Source organism: Psychroserpens sp. (assembly GCF_045105015.1).
Taxonomy (GTDB): Bacteria; Bacteroidota; Bacteroidia; order Flavobacteriales; family Flavobacteriaceae; genus Psychroserpens.
The window spans coordinates 1-18,542 of record NZ_JBGCCX010000178.1 but is presented as its reverse complement, the minus strand read 5'-3'; the positions used below and the strand labels follow the sequence as shown (position 1 = coordinate 18,542).

The following is an 18,542-nucleotide window of genomic DNA, read 5'->3' as shown; positions in this document are numbered from 1 at the left end:
ACTTAATTTAATAAGTACAAGAAAGAATTGTTTAGTTTTGTAAGGAAGACTTCCAAAATACATTGTCGTAAAAATAAACCATTATAATGATATGATGCCGATTTTTAAAATTCAAAAACACAAATTATTAGTACTAACCTTATTCTTTACAGTATTTTCTTTTGCACAAAAAAACACTAATACATGGAAAGCTCAAATCGCACTAGGAGTTAATAGTCCATCTCAATCTGGATTTGTTGAAGGATTTGAATCTAAGTCGGTTAATCTACCAACGGTAAATGCAGGTTTTCAATATATGTTTAAAAGACAACTTGGCGCAAAGTTAGATTTTGGTTTTAACAGATTTTCAAATGGTGATAATTCACCAGATTTTAAAATTAATTATACACGAATAAACGCACAAATTGTATTTGACCCAACAGAATCTATAGGTTTTTTGCCTGAACGCATAGGTTTAGTAGTTCATTCTGGACCAGGTTATTCCTTTGTAAAACCTTTAGGCGATTTTTCTGATAACAATGTCTCTTTTCTAAATCTTATGGCTGGTCTTGAAGTACATTATGCGTTGAGTCAATACATGTCGTTATATACAGATGTATCATATATTCTCGGATTTGGAACTGATTTTGACCCAATTATTGAAGGTTTTGGTTCTTTTAATGGAAATTTAATGACAATTACCTTCGGAATTACATTCTCTCTAAGTGGATGCCAATATTGCTAATTCATGGTTAAAGATAAAATCATATTAGGTATTGATCCTGGAACTACAATTATGGGTTTCGGATTGATTAAAGTAGAAGGAAAAAAGATGTCTTTTCTTCAGCTAAACGAATTAGATTTAAAGAAATATAAAGACCATTACTTAAAGCTGAAACTTATTTTTGAGCGGACAGTTGAACTTATTGACACGCATCATCCTGATGAAATTGCCATTGAAGCACCTTTCTTCGGGAAGAATGTACAGAGTATGTTGAAACTAGGAAGAGCACAAGGTGTTGCTATGGCAGCAGGTTTGTCACGTGAGGTTCCAATTACAGAATATGCGCCAAAAAAAATTAAAATGGCAATTACTGGAAATGGAAATGCTAGTAAAGAACAAGTGGCTAAAATGTTACAAAGTATGTTGAGCTTAAAAACGTTGCCTAAAAATTTAGATTCAATGGATGGTTTAGCGGCTGCTGTTTGTCATTTTTATAATGAAGGACGAGTTCAAGTTGGTAAGAATTATTCTGGTTGGTCTGCTTTTGTAAAACAGAACGAAAGCCGTGTAAAAAAATAGACAAATGTGGATGTATTGTTAACACCTCGAACCTTATTAATTCTGAGATTAGGATTTTTGTTTTATGTAGGTAGGGAGTTATATTTAACACGATTCAAAAAAAAGCAAAACAAGTTTATTTGGTTTTTGATAATTTTTATTTTCGGTTATTTTGGGTATTCAATTTACTTAGCATACAGAAGAAAATTAACATGTAAACGGAAATTTCAACCAAAATTTAATCCAAGATAATTAAAACACACTATTATTTCAGGCATCTACATTCACATACCATTCTGTAAACAGGCATGTCACTATTGTGACTTTCATTTTTCAACATCATTGAAGAAACGAGATGATATGATTTCTGCTCTTGCTAAAGAGATGAAATTACGAAAGATGGAATTCAACAACACAACTGTTGAAACCATCTATTTTGGTGGAGGTACACCTAGCGTGTTAAGTGTTAAGGAAATTGAATTTTTAATTGATTCAGTTCATGAAAATTATAAGGTAGTATCAGATCCTGAAATAACACTAGAAGCCAATCCAGATGATTTGTCTTCAGAAAAAATATATGAATTATCAATTTCTCCAGTAAACAGATTAAGTATTGGAATTCAATCATTTTTTGAAACCGATCTTAAGCTAATGAATCGTGCACATAATGCCAAGGAAGCTACAGCATGTTTGTCTGAAGCAACACAATATTTTGATAACATTTCTGTGGATTTAATTTACGGCATACCAGGTTTAACAAATAAAGCTTGGATTCAAAATATAGAAACGGCTTTGTCTTATAATATTCCTCATATTTCAAGTTATGCCTTAACTGTTGAACCCAAAACAGCCCTAGAAAGTTTTATTAAAAAAGGACTAATAAACAATGTAGATGACGAACAAGCACATGAACAATTCCATATATTGAAAGATAGCTTAGAAGCTTCAGATTTTGTGCATTATGAGTTGTCTAATTTTGGAAAAGAAGGTTACTTCAGTAAAAATAATTCAGCGTATTGGCAAGGCAAATCTTATATAGGAATCGGACCTTCAGCGCATTCTTTTAACGGAAAACAACGCAGTTGGAATGTGCGTAATAATTCAAAATATATTAAAGCAATTCAAAGTAATACACTTCCTATAGAGACTGAAACACTAACGCTTACAGATCAATACAATGAATATGTGATGACAGGTTTAAGAACTGTTTGGGGAATATCATTAAAAAAAGTAGAAGATGACTTTGGCACAGTTTTTAAGCAATATCTAATTGAGCAATCCAAAGTTTTTATAAATGAACATTTATTGTATATTGATGATGAACATTTACGCGTCACTAAAAAAGGACAATTTTTAACTGATGGAATTGCTTCTGAACTGTTTAAACTTAATTTATAGTGCTAACTACAATACAATACAACTCTAGAAAATTACAAATAGATTTAACTAAGCCTTTAGATATATCTATTCCAATTCAAGCTTCAAAAAAAAATGTGAATGCATGGTACATTGATGAGCCAAAAATTGAACCTGTTCAATTGGATAACTGGATTGGTAGTATAGGTGAAGGTGCAGATGTGAATTTTAATAACATTCAATTTAATCCTCATGCTCATGGAACACACACAGAGTGCGTAGGTCATATTACAAAAGAATTTCATTCTATAAATAAAAATTTGAAACAGTTTTTCTTTTTAGCAGAAGTGATCACTGTTGCACCAGAACAAGATGGTGACGATACTGTCATTTCAAAAAAACAATTGCAGTTTGTTCTTGGTAATAAAAAGCGTGATGCGATTGTGATTCGTACCATACCTAATATGAAAGATAAAATGTCTAAGCAATATTCAAATACAAATTGGACTTACTTAACAGAAGATGCAGTGAAGTATATGGTGGGCAAAGGCATAAAACATTTGCTTATTGATTTACCTAGTGTTGATAAAGAAGAAGATGGAGGTGCTTTGAAAGCGCATAAAGCGTTTTGGAATTTAGAAGGTAAAGTCAGAAAAGATTGTACAATCACTGAATTTATCTATGTACCTAATAAAGTTGAGGATGGTGAGTACTTCTTGAACTTACAAATCGCACCTTTTGAAAACGATGCGACGCCAAGTAAACCAATTTTATTTAAAGTCCTTAATAACATAAAAGTCAATTTATAAAAGCATTTAAGAAGCTTTTAGACAATAATAAATCTCATGGAAACTTTCTTTTTAATCATAATAAGTATATTGGTTACACTGGCAATTGTAACAATTATTAGACAGTTTAAAATAAAGAAACGAACTAATTCTCAATCTGTAATCTTGTTAGATCGCATAAAAAAAGTCTGTAAATTCATAACAGTCGAAGGTGATTTCGCTGAGATATATCATTATGAAGACGTTAAAGAACGCTATCTCAAACTCATAACAAGTCGTAAAAAAGCATTAGTTGTAATTAATGCAAAGGCTCATGTTGGTTTTGACTTGTCTAAGATTCAATTAGAATCGAATACAAAAACCAAGACCGTAAAACTTTTTCATTTTCCTCAACCAGAAGTGCTATCTATTGAAACCGATTTGAATTATTATGACAAATCTGATGGTATGTTCAATAAATTTGAAGCTTCAGATTTGACCGAATTGCACAATGAAGCTAAAAATCACATCATGAATAAAGTGCCTGAAAGTGGTTTGTATGAAATTGCGAAAAAGGAAGCTTTGGAGTCTGTTTTACTTATTGAAAGCATTGTTGAAACTATTGGTTGGACTTTAGATTATACAGCGCTAAAGATTGAAGATAACGATAAGAAGTTATTAAAATGAATATAGAAGATTACAGGAATTACTGCATGAATAAAAAAGCAGTAACCGAACATTTTCCTTTTGATGAAGACACCTTGGTTTTTAAAGTGCTTGGTAAAATGTTTGCTTTAGCCTCATTGAAAAAGTGGGAAAATGGTGAAGGCTTCATCAATTTAAAATGTGATCCAGAATACGCTCAAGAATTAAGAGCTGATTATGATAGCATAAAACCAGGTTATCATATGCATAAACAACAATGGAATAGTGTTTATATCCATACAGGAGAATTGCAACCTCGACTTATTTGTGAGTTAATTGATCATTCCTATGACATGGTAGTCAAAGGGATGACCAAAAAAATGAGAGCTTCACTTTCAGAGTTATAATTTTATATTTTATATCATTGTAAAAACAATTTAAATGAGTGTACTACAAACGCTTCAAGAGCGAAGTAATAAAAGCTGTGAATTGTGCAGTTCAAACAACGATTTATCACAATATACTATTCCGCCTTCATTAAATGAAAATGTAGCAAACGATATACTTGTTTGTAAAACCTGCAAAGATCAAATAGAAGGCAATACAGAGATGAATCCTAATCATTGGAGATGTCTAAATGATAGTATGTGGAGTGAACATGTTGCAGTACAAATAATGGCTTGGCGTATGCTGCAACGTTTGCGACATGAAGGTTGGCCAAAAGACTTGTTGGATATGATGTATCTCGATGACGAGGCAATAGCTTTAGCAAGGGCAACAGGAGAGCATGAAGATGAAGCTAATAAAATTATCCATCGTGATGTGAATGGTGTGATTTTAGAATCTGGTGACGCTGTCGTTTTAGTTAAAGATTTAAAAGTGAAAGGTTCAAGCATGGTAGCTAAACAAGGTACAGCTGTTAGAAATATTAGATTAGATCGAGAGAACGCAGAGTATATTGAAGGTAAAGTAGGAGCACAACAAATTGTAATTATCACCAAATACGTTAAGAAATTGTAACACCATGTTAGAGCTTAGACCAACTTGTGAAAACTGTAATAAAAGGTTACCATTTAATTCAAATGAAGCAATGATCTGTACTTTTGAATGTACCTTTTGCCAAGATTGTGTTGACACAGTTTTACAACATGTTTGTCCGAATTGTGGAGGCCATTTTGAAAAAAGGCCTATTCGTCCACAGCAGTTATTAGAAAAGTATCCAGTGTCAACTGCAGTAGTTCATAAACCTGTAGACCTAAAAAAACATCAGGAGCGTTTAAATAAAATCTAAATCCATGTCACATTCTAAATTTTTGATTCTTTTTGTTTTATTCGGATTGCTGTCTTGTCAAGATAAAAAAGAAGTTGTTTCCGATTCTGAAGTATTACAAACTATAATAAACAATTATCAAGACCACGAAGGTTATGATAAAAATGAATATCCATTAGGAAATTATTCAGAAACCTATTATAAATCTGAAGCAGAATTTGCTCAGACTATTCTAGAAGAGCTTTCATCTGTTAATTCTGAAACGCTAAGTGAAACCGAACAAATTTCACTAACCCTTTTAAGGTTTGTATTACAAGATCAAATCGATTTTTATGAATTTGAAGGATATTTAAATCCCTTATTATCTGACTCGGGATTTCATTCAAATCTTACCTATGAAGTCCGTCCTCTAACTAATTATTGGCAAACACGAGAATATCTAAAAAAGCTGAATGCTATTCCAGAATTTGTGAATCAAAATTTAAAACATTTACGAGCTGGACTGGTAAAAGGCGTGTCTCAACCAAAGATTATTTTTAAAGGTTACGAATCTTCTTATGATACACATATCGTTGATAATTTTGAAGACAGCTTTTTCTATTCGCCTTTTAAAAACTTTCCAAGTGATTTGAGCGATATACAAAAGGATTCAGTATTAACTGCTGCAAGAAAAGCTATTGAATCAAACGTTACACCTCAATTTAAACGAATTAAAACATTTTTTGAAACAGAATACTTTCCGAAGACAAGAACAACTCTAGGAGTTTCAGAAACACCTAATGGAAAAGATTATTATCAAAACAGAATTAATTATTACACGACAAGTACACAATACAGTGCAGATGATATTCATCAAATTGGTTTAAAAGAAGTGGCACGTATTAAATCTGAAATGGAAACAATCATTAGTGATTTAAATTTTAAAGGAAGCTTTGAAGATTTTTTTCATTTTTTAAGAACGGATAAACAGTTTTATGCCGAAACACCAGAACAATTATTAATGATTGCTCGTGATATGGCTAAACGTGCTGATGCGCAATTACCTAGATTCTTTAAAACATTGCCACGTAAACCTTATGGAGTTGCTCCAGTTCCTGACGCCATTGCTCCAAAATATACCACAGGTCGTTATATTGGGACCACAAAAGAAAGTACAGATCCAGGTTATTATTGGGTAAATACTTACGATTTGCCAAGTAGAACTTTGTATACAATGCCTTCATTAACTGTCCATGAAGCTGTTCCAGGTCATCATTTACAAGGGAGTTTAAATAATGAACTTGGCGATAGTATTCCTAGTTTTAGAAAAACATTATACTTATCTGCTTATGGCGAAGGTTGGGGTTTATATTGCGAATTTTTAGCTGAAGAAATGGGAATGTATACAACACCTTATGAGCAGTTTGGAAAATTAACTTACGAAATGTGGCGAGCTTGTCGTTTGGTAGTTGATACTGGAATTCATGCCAAAGGTTGGTCTCGTGATCAAGTTGTAGAATATATGGCTTCAAATACGGCCTTGTCGTTACATGAAATTAATACTGAAACAGATCGTTATATTTCTTGGCCAGGCCAAGCTCTATCCTATAAAATAGGCGAATTGAAAATTAGAGAACTTCGAACAAAAGCAGAAAATGTGTTAGGATCTAAGTTTGATATTAGAGAATTTCATGATGTGATTTTAAATCAAGGTACTGTTACACTTTCAATTTTAGAGGATCGCATCAACAAATACATTTCTAAATCGAAGTCTGACTAGGTTTTTTAAACTACTGTAAGTGGGTATTTTATCGAAGAAAAAATACAATTCATAAACAAAATCTAAGCATTTATACCTTTAGTCGAAAAAAAAGGACTAGCCGTATATATTATTGCATATTGAGTTAATAAATCATTGATTATAGCGCCAAAATTTACAATGAAATTAACCTTAAAATGCAATTATGGACTTAGAAATTACACACTCAAATAACTTTTTTAGAGTGAAAGGGTCGCTAGATCGAAACAACATTCATTTATTTAAAAGTAAATTCAGAAATATCTTTGAAAAAGCAAATGCAATTACCATTAGCATAGAAGACTTGAAAAGCATAGACAGACATGGTGTTACTGCCATTGCTCAGTTACATAACGAATCTATTATTAAACAGAAACGTTTGTCAATTATTGGTTTAGGATGTCAAGATGTTTTTAATCATTTTAAAACAAAAGAAAGTCAAACAAGTACGGCAGCTTAAATGATGTCATAAGGCGTTTTTTTGATGTTTAAAAAAGGCATCAGCTTGTAGTTGCATTAACTCTCTTGCTCTCTTACGTTTGTAAGTATACAATTCATCTTCTTCAGCAATGTCGTTATAGATTTTATTGTTTAGCGTTTGATTAGTTTTTAGTAATATCTTACGCTCATTTACCTTTTGCTCTACCCAAGTTTTAACGGCAGTTTCAGCATCTTCTAATTTATAATCATATTCTCCTTTAGGAGATAATAATTTTGCAAATATTGGAGACGTTTCAATAGCTAAAAACAACAATAAAACAAATAGTGAAGGTAACCAAGGCAATTCGCCCAAAGCGTTAACTCGCGCCATTAATCCATCAAATCCATCAATAATAGGTTGTGATGTAACGACTTGTGTATCATAATCTGTTTTTAGTTGTGAAATTTGATTTTCTATGAATCCTATTCTAGCTTTATTATCAATTTTAAGTTGCTGCAATTCAGCTAAAGCGGCATCATGCTTTTCTCTTTTTTCTTTATAAACAGGACCTTTTCCTAAAAGCTGAGTTCCAGCAGTTCCTTCAGCTTCAGAAATATACGTCTTATAAAGTGCATTAACTTCAGATTCCTTGGTATTTATTTGAGAATTTAAAGCTGTGATATCACTTTTAAGAGCTTCTACATTTGGTGTAAATTGTTCAGCGATTTGATTTTTATTGGCCAGTGTCAATTCATTCTTTTGTTCAAGCAATACTTGATTGATTTCCTTTTCAAAAATTTTTAATTCCAGAGGTTTTGAAATAACTACAGCAATGATTACAGCTAAAATGAGTCGAGGAGATGCTTGAATGATTTCATCAATAATATTGTTTCGTTTTTTTATAGTAGATACAATAAATCGGTCGAGATTAAAGATTAATAATCCCCAAACAAAACCAAAGGCGATGGCTGCAAAAAGATGATCAAAAACAGTGTATAAAGCATAACTACATGCAATAAAAGCCATTACGGCTGTAAAAAATACGGTTGCACCAATTCCTGCAAATTTATTTTGTTCACCTATAGAACAGTTGTCTAGAATGTCTGTATCTGAACCAGAACAGATGATGAAGAATTTTTTAAGCATGATGATTTGATTTTGATTGATTGTCTATTAGAACGCAATAAAACAAGTTTTGTTACATTATTTAATGAAAAAGACTTGTGTACCTTCTTTAGATCACAAGTCTTTTTAAAACTCAAATACTATTATATTAACCTTGTTCTCTAGGCTTTATAGCCAATAAGTGGTTTTCTTTTAGAAAGGTATATAATGTTTTGACCAGTATTGTATTCAATACCTAACCTAATGTGAACATTGGGATTGTTTTTTGCGATACGAATGGCTCTATCCTTGGTTATCGTTTTACCATTATAACAAAACCTTAAAGAATCATCTTTAGTCATATCAGTAACAAACTTTAATGATGATTCTGATTTATCCAACAGGCCTGAAATTTTATCATGTTTGTTTATGTTTTCTGATTCTATCCCAATTGGATTTTTTGATAGTTTTACAATTGCTCTTTCAGAGTTGATATCACGCACAAGGATATTTATTTTTTTGTTATTTAGAACTGTATTAATTGCTTTTTCAGCTGAAATATTTTGCCCTTCGAGATAGAATAGTGCTTTCTTTTCAGCTAATTCTTTTATAAAATCTAAAGAAGATTTTTCGTCTTCATATGATGCTATGTTATTTCTTAGCTCTTTTTCTTCCTTTAAAATTTTTGATGGTTTTGTCCTTTTTTTATTCAATTCCATTTTACTTGAATTTGGAGCTTTGGGTTCTTTTGAAGGAGGAGGTATGTTTAATTCGCCTCTATAATTTGGCTTATTATCATTAAATGTTACCATAACTTCATTATTTGAATATACTTTAGTGATATATTGACCAGGTATGACATCTAAAGCATTGACTTGAGATTTACTTATAATCTGACCAGTTTTTGAGACCTCAAATCCCTTTTTATTATAGTATTTTTTATGATTATTAATATCTACAAAATAATGTGGTGTGTTGTTAATTTTAATAAAACCTGTTTTAATATCATTTTCTTTTGCAGGTGGTGGAGGTGGTGGAGGTGGTGGAGGTGGTGGTGGACATTCAGGGAATGATTCAGCACTCTTTTTTTGGTCTGGACTTAATACATTATACAACTCTTCAAGGCGTTTAAGATCTTTTTGTTTAATAATACGCTTGTCCTTTGGTTGTGTATTATAATGTTTAGCTAGTCTATTATATTCTGCTAATTGTTTTTCAGTAGCTCCTTTTTGTATTTCATCTTGAATAATTGTAACCACAAAACCTTCACTAGAATACTCTTTATCATTTTTATAATGCTCTTTAAAGTACATTTCTGAATACAAGTTTACTTGATTAAAATATTCACCATAATTAATAGCATTTTTTTCTAGTTTACTCTCATAGAACGAACTAATGTTAGAGGGTTGAAATTTATCTAATGAATTATTATTTATTTTTTTATTGTCATACCAGACACCGTAAGTTTTTGAATCTTTCCAACGCTCCAAATCAGATATTGTAGGTGATTTTTTTTCAGTTTTTCCAATTGGAATTAAAAGTCTATCCTTTTCTTCTTGGGTTAATTCAGAGTATATTTTTTTAGTAATTACTTTCCCACTTTTATTTTTAAATAAAAATGTTGCGTTTCGATAATAAGCTTCTTTATCATTAGCTGAATCGTCAGTAGGGTTTTCAAGTGAAAATTCTGTAAATGTTTCTTTTTCTACCTCTATTTTTTCGCTAAAACTGAAAAATGTGATTGCAAGTAAAGGAAGAAGTAATAAGCCTCTTAACCAAACTGATGTTTTTGATGTTTGTGTTTTCATAACTGTAAATCGTTTTTTGATTGATGAATAATTGATGGCATTTGCCAATTGATGATTTGTAGCTTTTGATGAGAAAGCCAGTATTGTGTTTTGATATGTTGATGGTATCACCCCTTGTTTTAAAACTTCAGAGTCTGCAAGAAATTCATGATTTAACTTAATATCTTTTTTTATGAAATAGATTAAAGGATTAAACCAGTATATGATTTGTAATAATTCTAAAAGAATGATGTCTATACTATGTTTTTGTTTTGCGTGAGCTCTTTCATGTATGATGACTTCGGAAGGAATTTCATTATTTTCGAACTTTGTTTTATTAAAAAATATATAGTTTAAGAATGTATGTGGTACAGCCAAGTTTTCAATTAAAACATTAATGTAAGATGCTGTTTTGTATTTAGGATTGATTTTAATTTTAGAAATTATAAGTTTCAGATTTAAACAGAATTTTATTAAAAACACTAATACGCCTAAACCATAAATACATCCAATAATGATAGGAATGATATTAATATGATCTTCTAAAATAATATTCTCATTAGTTATAATAGTATTTGCTGTAGACGTGATATGAAAGTCATTAACAACAGGTTCGATATATTTTATTATTGTTATTAATGGCATAATAAAAGACAACCCTAAAGTAACAAGCAAGTAAAAACGTTTAAACTTGTGTGCACTTGTTTTTTCAAGAATTAACTTATAAAAGAGCATGAAAATAACAAGACAAGCACTAGATTTTAAAATATAAATTAACATGACTATTTATTTTTAATTTCGTTATCAATTAAGGTTTTTAAGTCCTCCAATTCTTCTTTTGTTAAATTGGTTTCTTTTGTGAAGAAAGATGCAAATTGACTCGCACTATCATCAAAAAAAGTTTTTATTAATGTATTTACATGTTTTGAGAAATAATCTTTCTTCTTAACTAGAGGCTTGTATTCTCTTGATTTTCCGTAAAGTTTATATGTTACGAATTCTTTATCAATCATACGCTTTAATAGTGTAGCTACAGTTGTTGTAGCAGGTTTTGGATCTGGATAGGCCTCCAATAAATCTTTCATGAAAGCCTTTTCAAGTTTCCATAAATGTTGCATGAGTTGTTCTTCTGTTTTAGATAATTGCATATCTCTACGTTTTTAGAATTAACTCTACAAATGTAGAATAAAATTTGTAATCTGCAAATTACTTCAACGACTAATTTGTTAAAATCCATTATCTTTGAAAAAAAATAAAAGAAAAATTGCCCACAATGAAAACCTTTAAAACTAGTCTAATATGCATATTTGTGTGTGTATTTGGTTCTTATGCACAATCAATTCAGGATATTATTGATCAAGTTGATATTAACACACTAGATTTAACCGTTAGAGAATTTTCTGGTGAAATCAGTACTGTTGTTGATGGTAATACAGTGACTATAATTAATAGACAACAAGCAAACAACGACATAGCTGCTGACTATCTGGTTCAAAAATTTGAACAATTAGATAATATCACCATAATAGACCAACCTTTTAACGCCAACGGAAGAAATATTATTGCGACTCAAGTAGGGAAAACTAACCCTAATGACATATACATTATTTGCGCGCACTACGATACCGTTGCAGATTATTGTGCCGACGACAATGCTACAGGAACTACAGCCGTTTTGGAAGCAGCAAGAATTCTTTCGACGCAATGTTTGGATAATACGATTGTATATGCCTTATGGGATGAGGAAGAAATTGGCCTCAGAGGTTCTCAATTCTATGCTGATCAAGCGTTTAGTAATGGTGATAATATACTTGGTGTATTGAATCTAGACATGATTGGTTATGATGGTGATGCACCTGGACAACCAGGAGACAATGAATTTGATATCGATTATTTAAACCTTGCTAATTCATCTGGGATGAAAGATGATATTATAAGTGTTTTAAATTCATATTCATTTGACCTTAGTGTGATTGAGGTTAATCCTGGAACAGCTGCAAGTGATCATGCTAGCTTTTGGTTTGTTGGTAATTTTCCTAATGATGCGTATTCTGCAGTTTTACTTGGTGAGTCATGGGAAACAAATGATGAAACACCATTCTATCATTCCTCAGGCGACCGTAAGAGTACATTAGATATGCCATATTTTTTCGAATTAACAAAGTTAGTTACTGCATACATGGCAACAGTTGGAGGATTAGTTAATGTTGATAATGGAATAACGCAAACCGTGACGACTTTAACAGCAGATCAAGCTTCTGCATCTTATCAATGGTTGAATTGTAATACAGATTTGCCAATTTCTGGAGCGACTTCACAATCTTATATACCTAGTGTAAGTGGCAATTATGCGGTTGAAATCACATCAGGTAATTGTGTTGAATTAAGTGATTGTATTCAATTTAATACCCTTGGACTGGATGACTTTTTAGCTTCTGAAGTAAAAGTATTTCCTAACCCTGTAAAGACTAACCTCAGTGTTGAAATCACAAACAATATTGAATCAATTGCGTTAGATTTATACGATGTTTCTGGAAGATTAGTTAAACAAAAGACTAATGCAAGTGAAATCATTTCATTAAATATGAAAAGTTTACCACAAGGTGTTTATTTCCTTAAGGTTTCATCTTCTGAAAAAACAGGAACTTATAAAATTGTAAAGGAGTAATTTTTTATTTACTCAATTCTGTAAAATATTTATAAAATAGAGGAATCGTTTCGATGCCTTTAAAATAATTCCATACACCAAAATGCTCATTAGGTGAGTGAATGGCATCGCTATTCAATCCGAATCCCATTAAAATGGTTTTACTTTTTAGCTCTTGTTCAAAAAGAGAGACAATAGGGATACTTCCACCACTACGTTGTGGAATTGGAGTCTTTCCAAATGTGTCTTTGTAGGCACTTGATGCAGCTTTGTATCCGATACTATCAATTGGAGTAACATAACCTTGTCCACCATGATGCGGATTAACCATTACTTTTACACCAGCAGGAGCAATACTCTCAAAATGGGTTTTAAATAATTGAGTAATGTTTTCCCAATCTTGATTTGGAACTAATCGCATTGATATTTTAGCATAGGCTTTACTTGCTATCACAGTTTTAGCACCTTCACCAGTATATCCACCCCAAATCCCATTAACATCAAGTGTTGGTCTAATAGAGTTTCTCTCATTAGTTGTGTAGCCTTTTTCTCCATAAACTGAATCAATGTCTAATGCATTTTTATAATCCTCAAGAGAAAAGGGAGCTTTGGCCATTTCTGCTCTTTCTTCATCTGAAAGGTTTTCTACTTTATCATAAAAACCAGGAATAGTAATGTGATTGTTTTCATCGTGAAGTGAAGCAATCATTTTCGTTAATATATTTATTGGATTTGCTACGGCACCACCATAGAGCCCTGAATGTAAATCTCTATTTGGACCAGTTACTTCAACTTCAACATAACTTAAACCTCTTAATCCAGTAGTTATTGAAGGCACATCTTTGGCGATCATTCCAGTATCTGAAATTAAAATCACATCATTTTTAAGTTTTTCTTGATTATTTTTAACAAACACAGAAAGATTTACACTACCCACTTCTTCTTCACCTTCAATCATAAATTTCACATTACATGGTAGTTGGTCTGTTTTTGTCATAAACTCCATGGCTTTAACATGCATGTACATTTGACCTTTATCATCGCAAGCACCTCGAGCAAAAATCGCTCCTTCTGGGTGTATGTCAGTCTTTTTGATAACTGGTTCGTAAGGAGGAGAGTCCCATAATTCTAATGGATCTGCTGGTTGTACATCATAATGTCCATATACCAAAACCGTTGGAAGGTTCTCATCGATCATTTTTTCAGCATAAACAATTGGAAAACCATCAGTTTCACATATTTCTGCATGGTCGCAACCTGCATCTAACAAACTCTCTTTTATAACATCTGCTGTTTTGAATACATGGTCTTTAAAGGCAGGATCTGCGCTAACAGAAGGGATTTTAAGAAGTTCTAATAACTCATTTAGAAATCTGTCTTTATGTTCGTTTAAGTAGGATTGAATGTTTTGCATGAATATCTATTTTTAGATTCCTTCAAAAATACAAAAATGAAGATGATTTTTTCGTAATTAAAGTTATTTGAATATTGAAACTATTGTTTATATTTGCAACCCAATAATAATTGGAAAGTTGCGGGAGTGGTGGAATTGGTAGACACGCTAGACTTAGGATCTAGTGCCGCGAGGTGTGAGAGTTCGAGTCTCTTCTCCCGCACAACTTAAAGCTAACTCAATTGAGTTAGCTTTTTTTATTTGTACTACATAAAAAAAGCTTTCCAAATAATAAGGAAAGCTTTTTCAGGCTAATTCAAATTGCTATAAAATCAATTTAAAGTTTTAAAATTTTTGAAGTCAGAGTTTGACCATTATTATTTTCTATTTTAATTAAATAAAGACTTGGCCTTAAATCTGATATATCATAAGAATCATTTTTAGTAAAGTCACCATTAAATGATTTTACTAGTTTACCTGTGATATCAAATATTTGTAAGTTTTTAAAAGCCTTATTCGTTTTAAAAGATGTATTTACTGGATTTGGATAAATACTAAAAGATTCATTTACTACAAATGTATCATTACTCAAAGTACTCGGTTGGTTACCAAAAATTCTAAACTGTCCAGCTGGAATATTTACAGTTGACCCAGTAAAAGTTGTATTGCCTGATTCATCCATTAAATCATACCAAGTTCCTCCAACAGGAAAGTTTGTATTTATAGTTTGCGATACAACATCAAAATTAGCTAATACAATCACATTTTGAATTTCACTACCAGGAAGACTAGTATCAAAAATATCTATTCGAGGAGTTAAGTTACCAGAAGTAATGGCATAATTACCTTCAAACACAGGTTCATTTACCTTTAATTCTATTAGTCTAGCCCAATCATCATATACCTGTTTTCTATTTGAGTTGGCTAACCAATTTTCAGTCCATTGTGGTTGAGGTTTTGTATCTAATTTACAGCCATCATCATCTACAGTTCCGTTAGGACATGTAAAAATAGAATTATCCATACCTAAGGCACCAAAGTGCCAAATCATTTTTGGTCCAGGAATAGTAAGCGAAACAGCACCTAATGCAGACATTCTTGAAAGAGCTGTATTTAAATTTCTAACATTGTGAGATCCATTAGATTGGTTTCCAAATGTAACATTCTTATACATTAATCGTTCTTCATCATGACTTTCAGGATAACCCATAAGTCTAGGTGCATTAAAACCACGGCTTTGATGTCCCATTCTGTTTATGTTATTATCACTATTGAAGCCCATTGTTAACTGATTGTATTGATCTGTCATTTTTCCCCACATCATAATGCCTTTACTAGTGGTCTCATTTAATCTATAATTAGCCCATTGTTGCTCTTCATTATCATTACCTAAGTGCTCAAAAATCACATAGTGAGTTTCATCTAAAGACCAAGAATAATCTGCATAAGTTCTAAGGACATCAATTCTATCTTGTTGATATTGATTTGTGCAGTTGAAATTACCATCAAATGTTCCGTTGCCGCAATTTTGAGTAAAACCTTTTGTTAAATCCCAGCGGAATCCATCAATATTAAACTCTTCAACCCATTGTTTTATAACACGTCTAGTATATTCTTGTACTAAAGGTTGTTGATGATTAAAGTCATTTCCAACATTAAATGAGTGTGTTGGGAATTGATTAAAGTATGGGCTGTCAGCAGCAGGACCACCCCAACCATCACCGTCAGGATCATCCATCCACATACGAACCATTGGGTTTCTTCCAAAAGCATGGTTAAGTACAACATCTAATATGATTGCAATATCATTTTGGTGACATAAATCTATAAACTCTTTTAGTTTGTCAGGAGAGCCATAGAATTTATCTAAAGCCATATGGAATTAAGTATTATAACCCCAACTTTCATTACCTTCATACTCCATAACTGGCATTAAATGAATAGCATTTATGTTTAAATTCTTGAAATAATCAATTCGATCAATTAAATTTTGGTAGTTTCTGTCAGCATCAAAATCTCGAACTAGAATTTCGTAAACTACTAAATCTTCTTTTTTAGGTTTTTGAAAATTTGTAACCTGCCATGGATAAGGTGTTTGACCTGTTTGTAAAACAGTTACTTCACGTTCTTGACCAGCAGGATATTCATATGCTCCACCTGACTCCAATCCAGAAAATGAACTTGATGGTATAAAAGGGTCATCAAAAGGTGAAAGAACTAGCGTTGAGTATGGGTCAGCTGTTTTTACCAATCCTGGAGAACCAGATATTGGGTTAGTGTCGAAAACCCAATATTGATAGGTTTCAACTTGTCCAGGAGTAAGACCTGTAACTTCTAGCCAATATTTGCCTGTAGCCGGATCACGTTTCATTACATCTGAATTTCCAGGTGTATAATTGTTAAAGCTTCCTGCAATTTGAATAAATTCTTTACCTGGTGCTGAAAGCACTAAGGTTGCTTTTGTAGGGTCAGAACCATAATTAATTCCATCTTCAGCGCCTGAAGGAAGGGCTTGTTCCGTTACATTAGTAACTACAAAAACTTCAAAGCTAACTTCACCTTGGTCAGATGTACTTGTAGGAGATCCAACAAAACGTACTATCCCATTTTCAGTGATGTTTGGGATTGTTGTGCTACAACTAGGGAAACCACAGGTTCCAGTACCTACAGATACATTATTATAAAATACTTCAAAACTACCTTGAACTGTAGTAGATCCCTGAAAAGCAATTGTTGCACTTACTGATAAATTATCACCAGAATTAATAACTACTGGAAAATTTGTAGGGTTAGTTAAATTTATACTTACGGTTCCAACAGGGAAAATAAAATCAGCGCAACCATCATCTTTCAATTCTTGAGTACCATCTTCATTTCTAAAAACTATCCCTAATTGAGTAGCAGCATCAGCTTGTGGTTGAGTAATACCATAATATGCTTGAGGTGTTAATGTAATAGTGTAAATTCCTCCTCCTTGATTCGTCATTTGACCAACACCATCATCCTGTCCCCAATTACCAATAACATTAAAACCGAATGCGTCAGAATTGTCTCCAATTCCAGAATGCATATAGACTTTATTAGGATTCATAAATCCATTACAATTTGTGTCAGTCGTGTTATTGATATCAAGTGTTATAGTAACAGGTTGGTCAACTTCAATTGCGCCAACACTTAAGGTAACGACTTGTGAATAAGAGTAAGAAGAAATTAATAATAATAAGAATAAAACTTTTTTCATAGCAAATGTTTTTAAAAAAAGGCTATGTTGAATGAACACCATAGCCTTTAAGTTATTTATTATTAAAGCTAAATATGGTTTAGTCTAAAGTAATAGTTAGATTATTTGTATCTATAGTGATTGTATATGTCCCATCTGTACCAACAAATGCAAAATTATTATCATCATCCATTGCATCTACAAGATCAGCATCAATAGTATAACCAGCATCTGCATAGAAAGGATAATTTCTTCCTGTTGCCCAATCATCTAGAATTGTAAAAAATCTAAAATTGTTGTTGTCTGCTGTGCTTTGTAAAGCAACGGTTCCAGACCAAACTCCATTACTTACACAAGAAAACTCACCAGGTGTAGCCCAGTCCCAACCTGTATCAACAAGTCCAGCACCAACACCATAAATTGTATCAAATTCACATGTAACATCAACTTCACCAGGAGTTAAAGTAATAGTTAAGTTGTTGGTGTCAATAGTTATTGTATAAGCTCCACTTGTACCAACAAATGCGAAGTTATTGTCATCATCCATCGCGTCTGTAAGATCGGAATCAATAGTATATCCAGCATCTGCGTAGTAAGGGTAGTTCCTTCCAGAAGCCCAATCATCTAGAATTGTGAAGAATCTAAAGTTGTTGTCAGCTCCTCCATTATTTTGTAGGTTGACTGTTCCAGACCAAATACCATCACTTACACAAGAAAATTCACCTGGATTACCCCAGTCCCAACCAGTATCTACTAGGCCAGCGCCAACACCATAAAGGGTTTCAACTTCACATGTGCCACTACCTTGAGGTGCACCTAATGTAATTTCTAAAGTATTTGTGTCAATTGTTAAGAAGTAAACTCCAGAAGTACCAATAAATTTGAAGTTAAGGT

At 32.2% G+C, this 18,542-nt stretch carries 18 protein-coding genes and 1 tRNA gene; 12 read left to right on the top strand and 7 right to left on the bottom strand.

The window, feature by feature from the left end; genetic code table 11:
• The first annotated feature begins 91 nt into the window (after nucleotides 1-91).
• The 10 genes from AB8B90_RS13615 to AB8B90_RS13570 all read left to right on the top strand — a co-directional run bounded on the left by AB8B90_RS13615 (nucleotide 92) and on the right by AB8B90_RS13570 (nucleotide 7,536).
• Nucleotides 92-724, top strand: a complete 633-nt coding sequence (locus tag AB8B90_RS13615) for a cell envelope biogenesis protein OmpA (RefSeq protein ID WP_405337953.1) — start codon at nucleotides 92-94, stop codon at nucleotides 722-724.
• 3 nt (nucleotides 725-727) lie between these two features.
• Nucleotides 728-1,282: a crossover junction endodeoxyribonuclease RuvC gene (ruvC, locus tag AB8B90_RS13610; RefSeq protein ID WP_405337950.1), complete on the top strand. Its 555-nt coding sequence runs from the start codon at nucleotides 728-730 to the stop codon at nucleotides 1,280-1,282.
• A gap of 246 nt (nucleotides 1,283-1,528) precedes the next feature.
• Nucleotides 1,529-2,659: a radical SAM family heme chaperone HemW gene (gene hemW, locus AB8B90_RS13605; RefSeq protein ID WP_405337956.1), complete on the top strand. Its 1,131-nt coding sequence runs from the start codon at nucleotides 1,529-1,531 to the stop codon at nucleotides 2,657-2,659.
• Nucleotides 2,659-3,426, top strand: a complete 768-nt coding sequence (locus AB8B90_RS13600) for a cyclase family protein (RefSeq protein WP_405337947.1) — start codon at nucleotides 2,659-2,661, stop codon at nucleotides 3,424-3,426. Before hemW ends, AB8B90_RS13600 begins: the two co-directional genes overlap by 1 nt.
• A 36-nt stretch (nucleotides 3,427-3,462) precedes the next feature.
• Complete coding sequence (locus AB8B90_RS13595) at nucleotides 3,463-4,071, top strand: DUF4230 domain-containing protein (protein WP_405337944.1); 609 nt, start codon at nucleotides 3,463-3,465, stop codon at nucleotides 4,069-4,071.
• On the top strand, nucleotides 4,068-4,436 hold the full coding sequence (locus AB8B90_RS13590) for an MmcQ/YjbR family DNA-binding protein (protein ID WP_405337941.1): 369 nt from the start codon (nucleotides 4,068-4,070) through the stop codon (nucleotides 4,434-4,436). Before AB8B90_RS13595 ends, AB8B90_RS13590 begins: the two co-directional genes overlap by 4 nt.
• Nucleotides 4,437-4,470: 34 nt before the next feature.
• Complete coding sequence (locus tag AB8B90_RS13585) at nucleotides 4,471-5,049, top strand: PhnA domain-containing protein (protein WP_405337938.1); 579 nt, start codon at nucleotides 4,471-4,473, stop codon at nucleotides 5,047-5,049.
• 4 nt (nucleotides 5,050-5,053) lie between these two features.
• Nucleotides 5,054-5,320, top strand: coding sequence for a DUF1272 domain-containing protein (locus AB8B90_RS13580; protein ID WP_405337936.1), 267 nt, complete (start codon nucleotides 5,054-5,056; stop codon nucleotides 5,318-5,320).
• 4 nt (nucleotides 5,321-5,324) lie between these two features.
• Complete coding sequence (locus AB8B90_RS13575) at nucleotides 5,325-7,058, top strand: DUF885 domain-containing protein (protein ID WP_405337933.1); 1,734 nt, start codon at nucleotides 5,325-5,327, stop codon at nucleotides 7,056-7,058.
• Nucleotides 7,059-7,242: 184 nt separating this feature from the next.
• A complete protein-coding gene (locus AB8B90_RS13570; RefSeq protein ID WP_405337930.1) occupies nucleotides 7,243-7,536 on the top strand; it encodes an STAS domain-containing protein in 294 nt (97 codons plus the stop codon).
• Between the two features lie 6 nt (nucleotides 7,537-7,542).
• On the opposite strand, the gene AB8B90_RS13565 is transcribed toward AB8B90_RS13570, so the two are convergent.
• From AB8B90_RS13565 to AB8B90_RS13555, 3 genes are all read right to left on the bottom strand, one after another.
• Nucleotides 7,543-8,643 (bottom strand): DUF4407 domain-containing protein, encoded by a 1,101-nt coding sequence (locus AB8B90_RS13565; protein WP_405337927.1) that lies wholly within the window; start codon nucleotides 8,641-8,643, stop codon nucleotides 7,543-7,545.
• Between the two features lie 140 nt (nucleotides 8,644-8,783).
• Nucleotides 8,784-11,063, bottom strand: a complete 2,280-nt coding sequence (locus AB8B90_RS13560; RefSeq protein ID WP_405337924.1) for a M56 family metallopeptidase — start codon at nucleotides 11,061-11,063, stop codon at nucleotides 8,784-8,786.
• Between the two features lie 107 nt (nucleotides 11,064-11,170).
• Nucleotides 11,171-11,536 carry a BlaI/MecI/CopY family transcriptional regulator gene (locus AB8B90_RS13555; RefSeq protein ID WP_405337921.1) on the bottom strand — a complete coding sequence of 122 codons (366 nt, stop codon included), beginning with the start codon at nucleotides 11,534-11,536 and terminating at the stop codon, nucleotides 11,171-11,173.
• Between the two features lie 125 nt (nucleotides 11,537-11,661).
• Between AB8B90_RS13555 and AB8B90_RS13550 the strand changes: the two genes are divergently transcribed.
• Nucleotides 11,662-13,056 (top strand): M28 family peptidase, encoded by a 1,395-nt coding sequence (locus AB8B90_RS13550; protein WP_405337918.1) that lies wholly within the window; start codon nucleotides 11,662-11,664, stop codon nucleotides 13,054-13,056.
• A 4-nt stretch (nucleotides 13,057-13,060) separates the two neighbouring features.
• On the opposite strand, the gene AB8B90_RS13545 is transcribed toward AB8B90_RS13550, so the two are convergent.
• Nucleotides 13,061-14,449, bottom strand: a complete 1,389-nt coding sequence (locus AB8B90_RS13545) for a dipeptidase (protein WP_405337915.1) — start codon at nucleotides 14,447-14,449, stop codon at nucleotides 13,061-13,063.
• A 120-nt stretch (nucleotides 14,450-14,569) separates the two neighbouring features.
• On the opposite strand from AB8B90_RS13545, the gene AB8B90_RS13540 reads away from it, so the two are divergent.
• Nucleotides 14,570-14,651: transfer RNA gene (locus AB8B90_RS13540), tRNA-Leu, on the top strand.
• 114 nt (nucleotides 14,652-14,765) lie between these two features.
• On the opposite strand, the gene AB8B90_RS13535 is transcribed toward AB8B90_RS13540, so the two are convergent.
• The 3 genes from AB8B90_RS13535 to AB8B90_RS13525 form a co-directional block, all read right to left on the bottom strand.
• Entirely contained in the window at nucleotides 14,766-16,304 is a 1,539-nt protein-coding gene (locus AB8B90_RS13535) for an alpha-amylase family glycosyl hydrolase (protein ID WP_405337912.1), read from the bottom strand.
• 6 nt (nucleotides 16,305-16,310) lie between these two features.
• On the bottom strand, nucleotides 16,311-17,669 hold the full coding sequence (locus AB8B90_RS13530; protein WP_405337909.1) for a hypothetical protein: 1,359 nt from the start codon (nucleotides 17,667-17,669) through the stop codon (nucleotides 16,311-16,313).
• A gap of 79 nt (nucleotides 17,670-17,748) precedes the next feature.
• Nucleotides 17,749-18,542, bottom strand: a 794-nt coding sequence (locus AB8B90_RS13525; protein ID WP_405337907.1) for a hypothetical protein, incomplete at its 5' end; no start/stop codon positions are given.

What these genes read in the sequence shown, in the direction of transcription:
- AB8B90_RS13545 (WP_405337915.1), bottom strand. Translation starts at nt 14,449, where the DNA reads ATGCAAAACATTCAATCCTACTTAAACGAACATAAAGACAGATTTCTA.
- AB8B90_RS13590 (WP_405337941.1), top strand. Translation starts at nt 4,068, where the DNA reads ATGAATATAGAAGATTACAGGAATTACTGCATGAATAAAAAAGCAGTA.
- AB8B90_RS13575 (WP_405337933.1), top strand. Translation starts at nt 5,325, where the DNA reads ATGTCACATTCTAAATTTTTGATTCTTTTTGTTTTATTCGGATTGCTG.
- AB8B90_RS13595 (WP_405337944.1), top strand. Translation starts at nt 3,463, where the DNA reads ATGGAAACTTTCTTTTTAATCATAATAAGTATATTGGTTACACTGGCA.
- AB8B90_RS13580 (WP_405337936.1), top strand. Translation starts at nt 5,054, where the DNA reads ATGTTAGAGCTTAGACCAACTTGTGAAAACTGTAATAAAAGGTTACCA.
- AB8B90_RS13585 (WP_405337938.1), top strand. Translation starts at nt 4,471, where the DNA reads ATGAGTGTACTACAAACGCTTCAAGAGCGAAGTAATAAAAGCTGTGAA.
- AB8B90_RS13550 (WP_405337918.1), top strand. Translation starts at nt 11,662, where the DNA reads ATGAAAACCTTTAAAACTAGTCTAATATGCATATTTGTGTGTGTATTT.
- AB8B90_RS13555 (WP_405337921.1), bottom strand. Translation starts at nt 11,536, where the DNA reads ATGCAATTATCTAAAACAGAAGAACAACTCATGCAACATTTATGGAAA.
- ruvC (WP_405337950.1), top strand. Translation starts at nt 728, where the DNA reads ATGGTTAAAGATAAAATCATATTAGGTATTGATCCTGGAACTACAATT.
- AB8B90_RS13535 (WP_405337912.1), bottom strand. Translation starts at nt 16,304, where the DNA reads ATGGCTTTAGATAAATTCTATGGCTCTCCTGACAAACTAAAAGAGTTT.
- AB8B90_RS13570 (WP_405337930.1), top strand. Translation starts at nt 7,243, where the DNA reads ATGGACTTAGAAATTACACACTCAAATAACTTTTTTAGAGTGAAAGGG.
- AB8B90_RS13530 (WP_405337909.1), bottom strand. Translation starts at nt 17,669, where the DNA reads ATGAAAAAAGTTTTATTCTTATTATTATTAATTTCTTCTTACTCTTAT.
- AB8B90_RS13565 (WP_405337927.1), bottom strand. Translation starts at nt 8,643, where the DNA reads ATGCTTAAAAAATTCTTCATCATCTGTTCTGGTTCAGATACAGACATT.
- AB8B90_RS13615 (WP_405337953.1), top strand. Translation starts at nt 92, where the DNA reads ATGATGCCGATTTTTAAAATTCAAAAACACAAATTATTAGTACTAACC.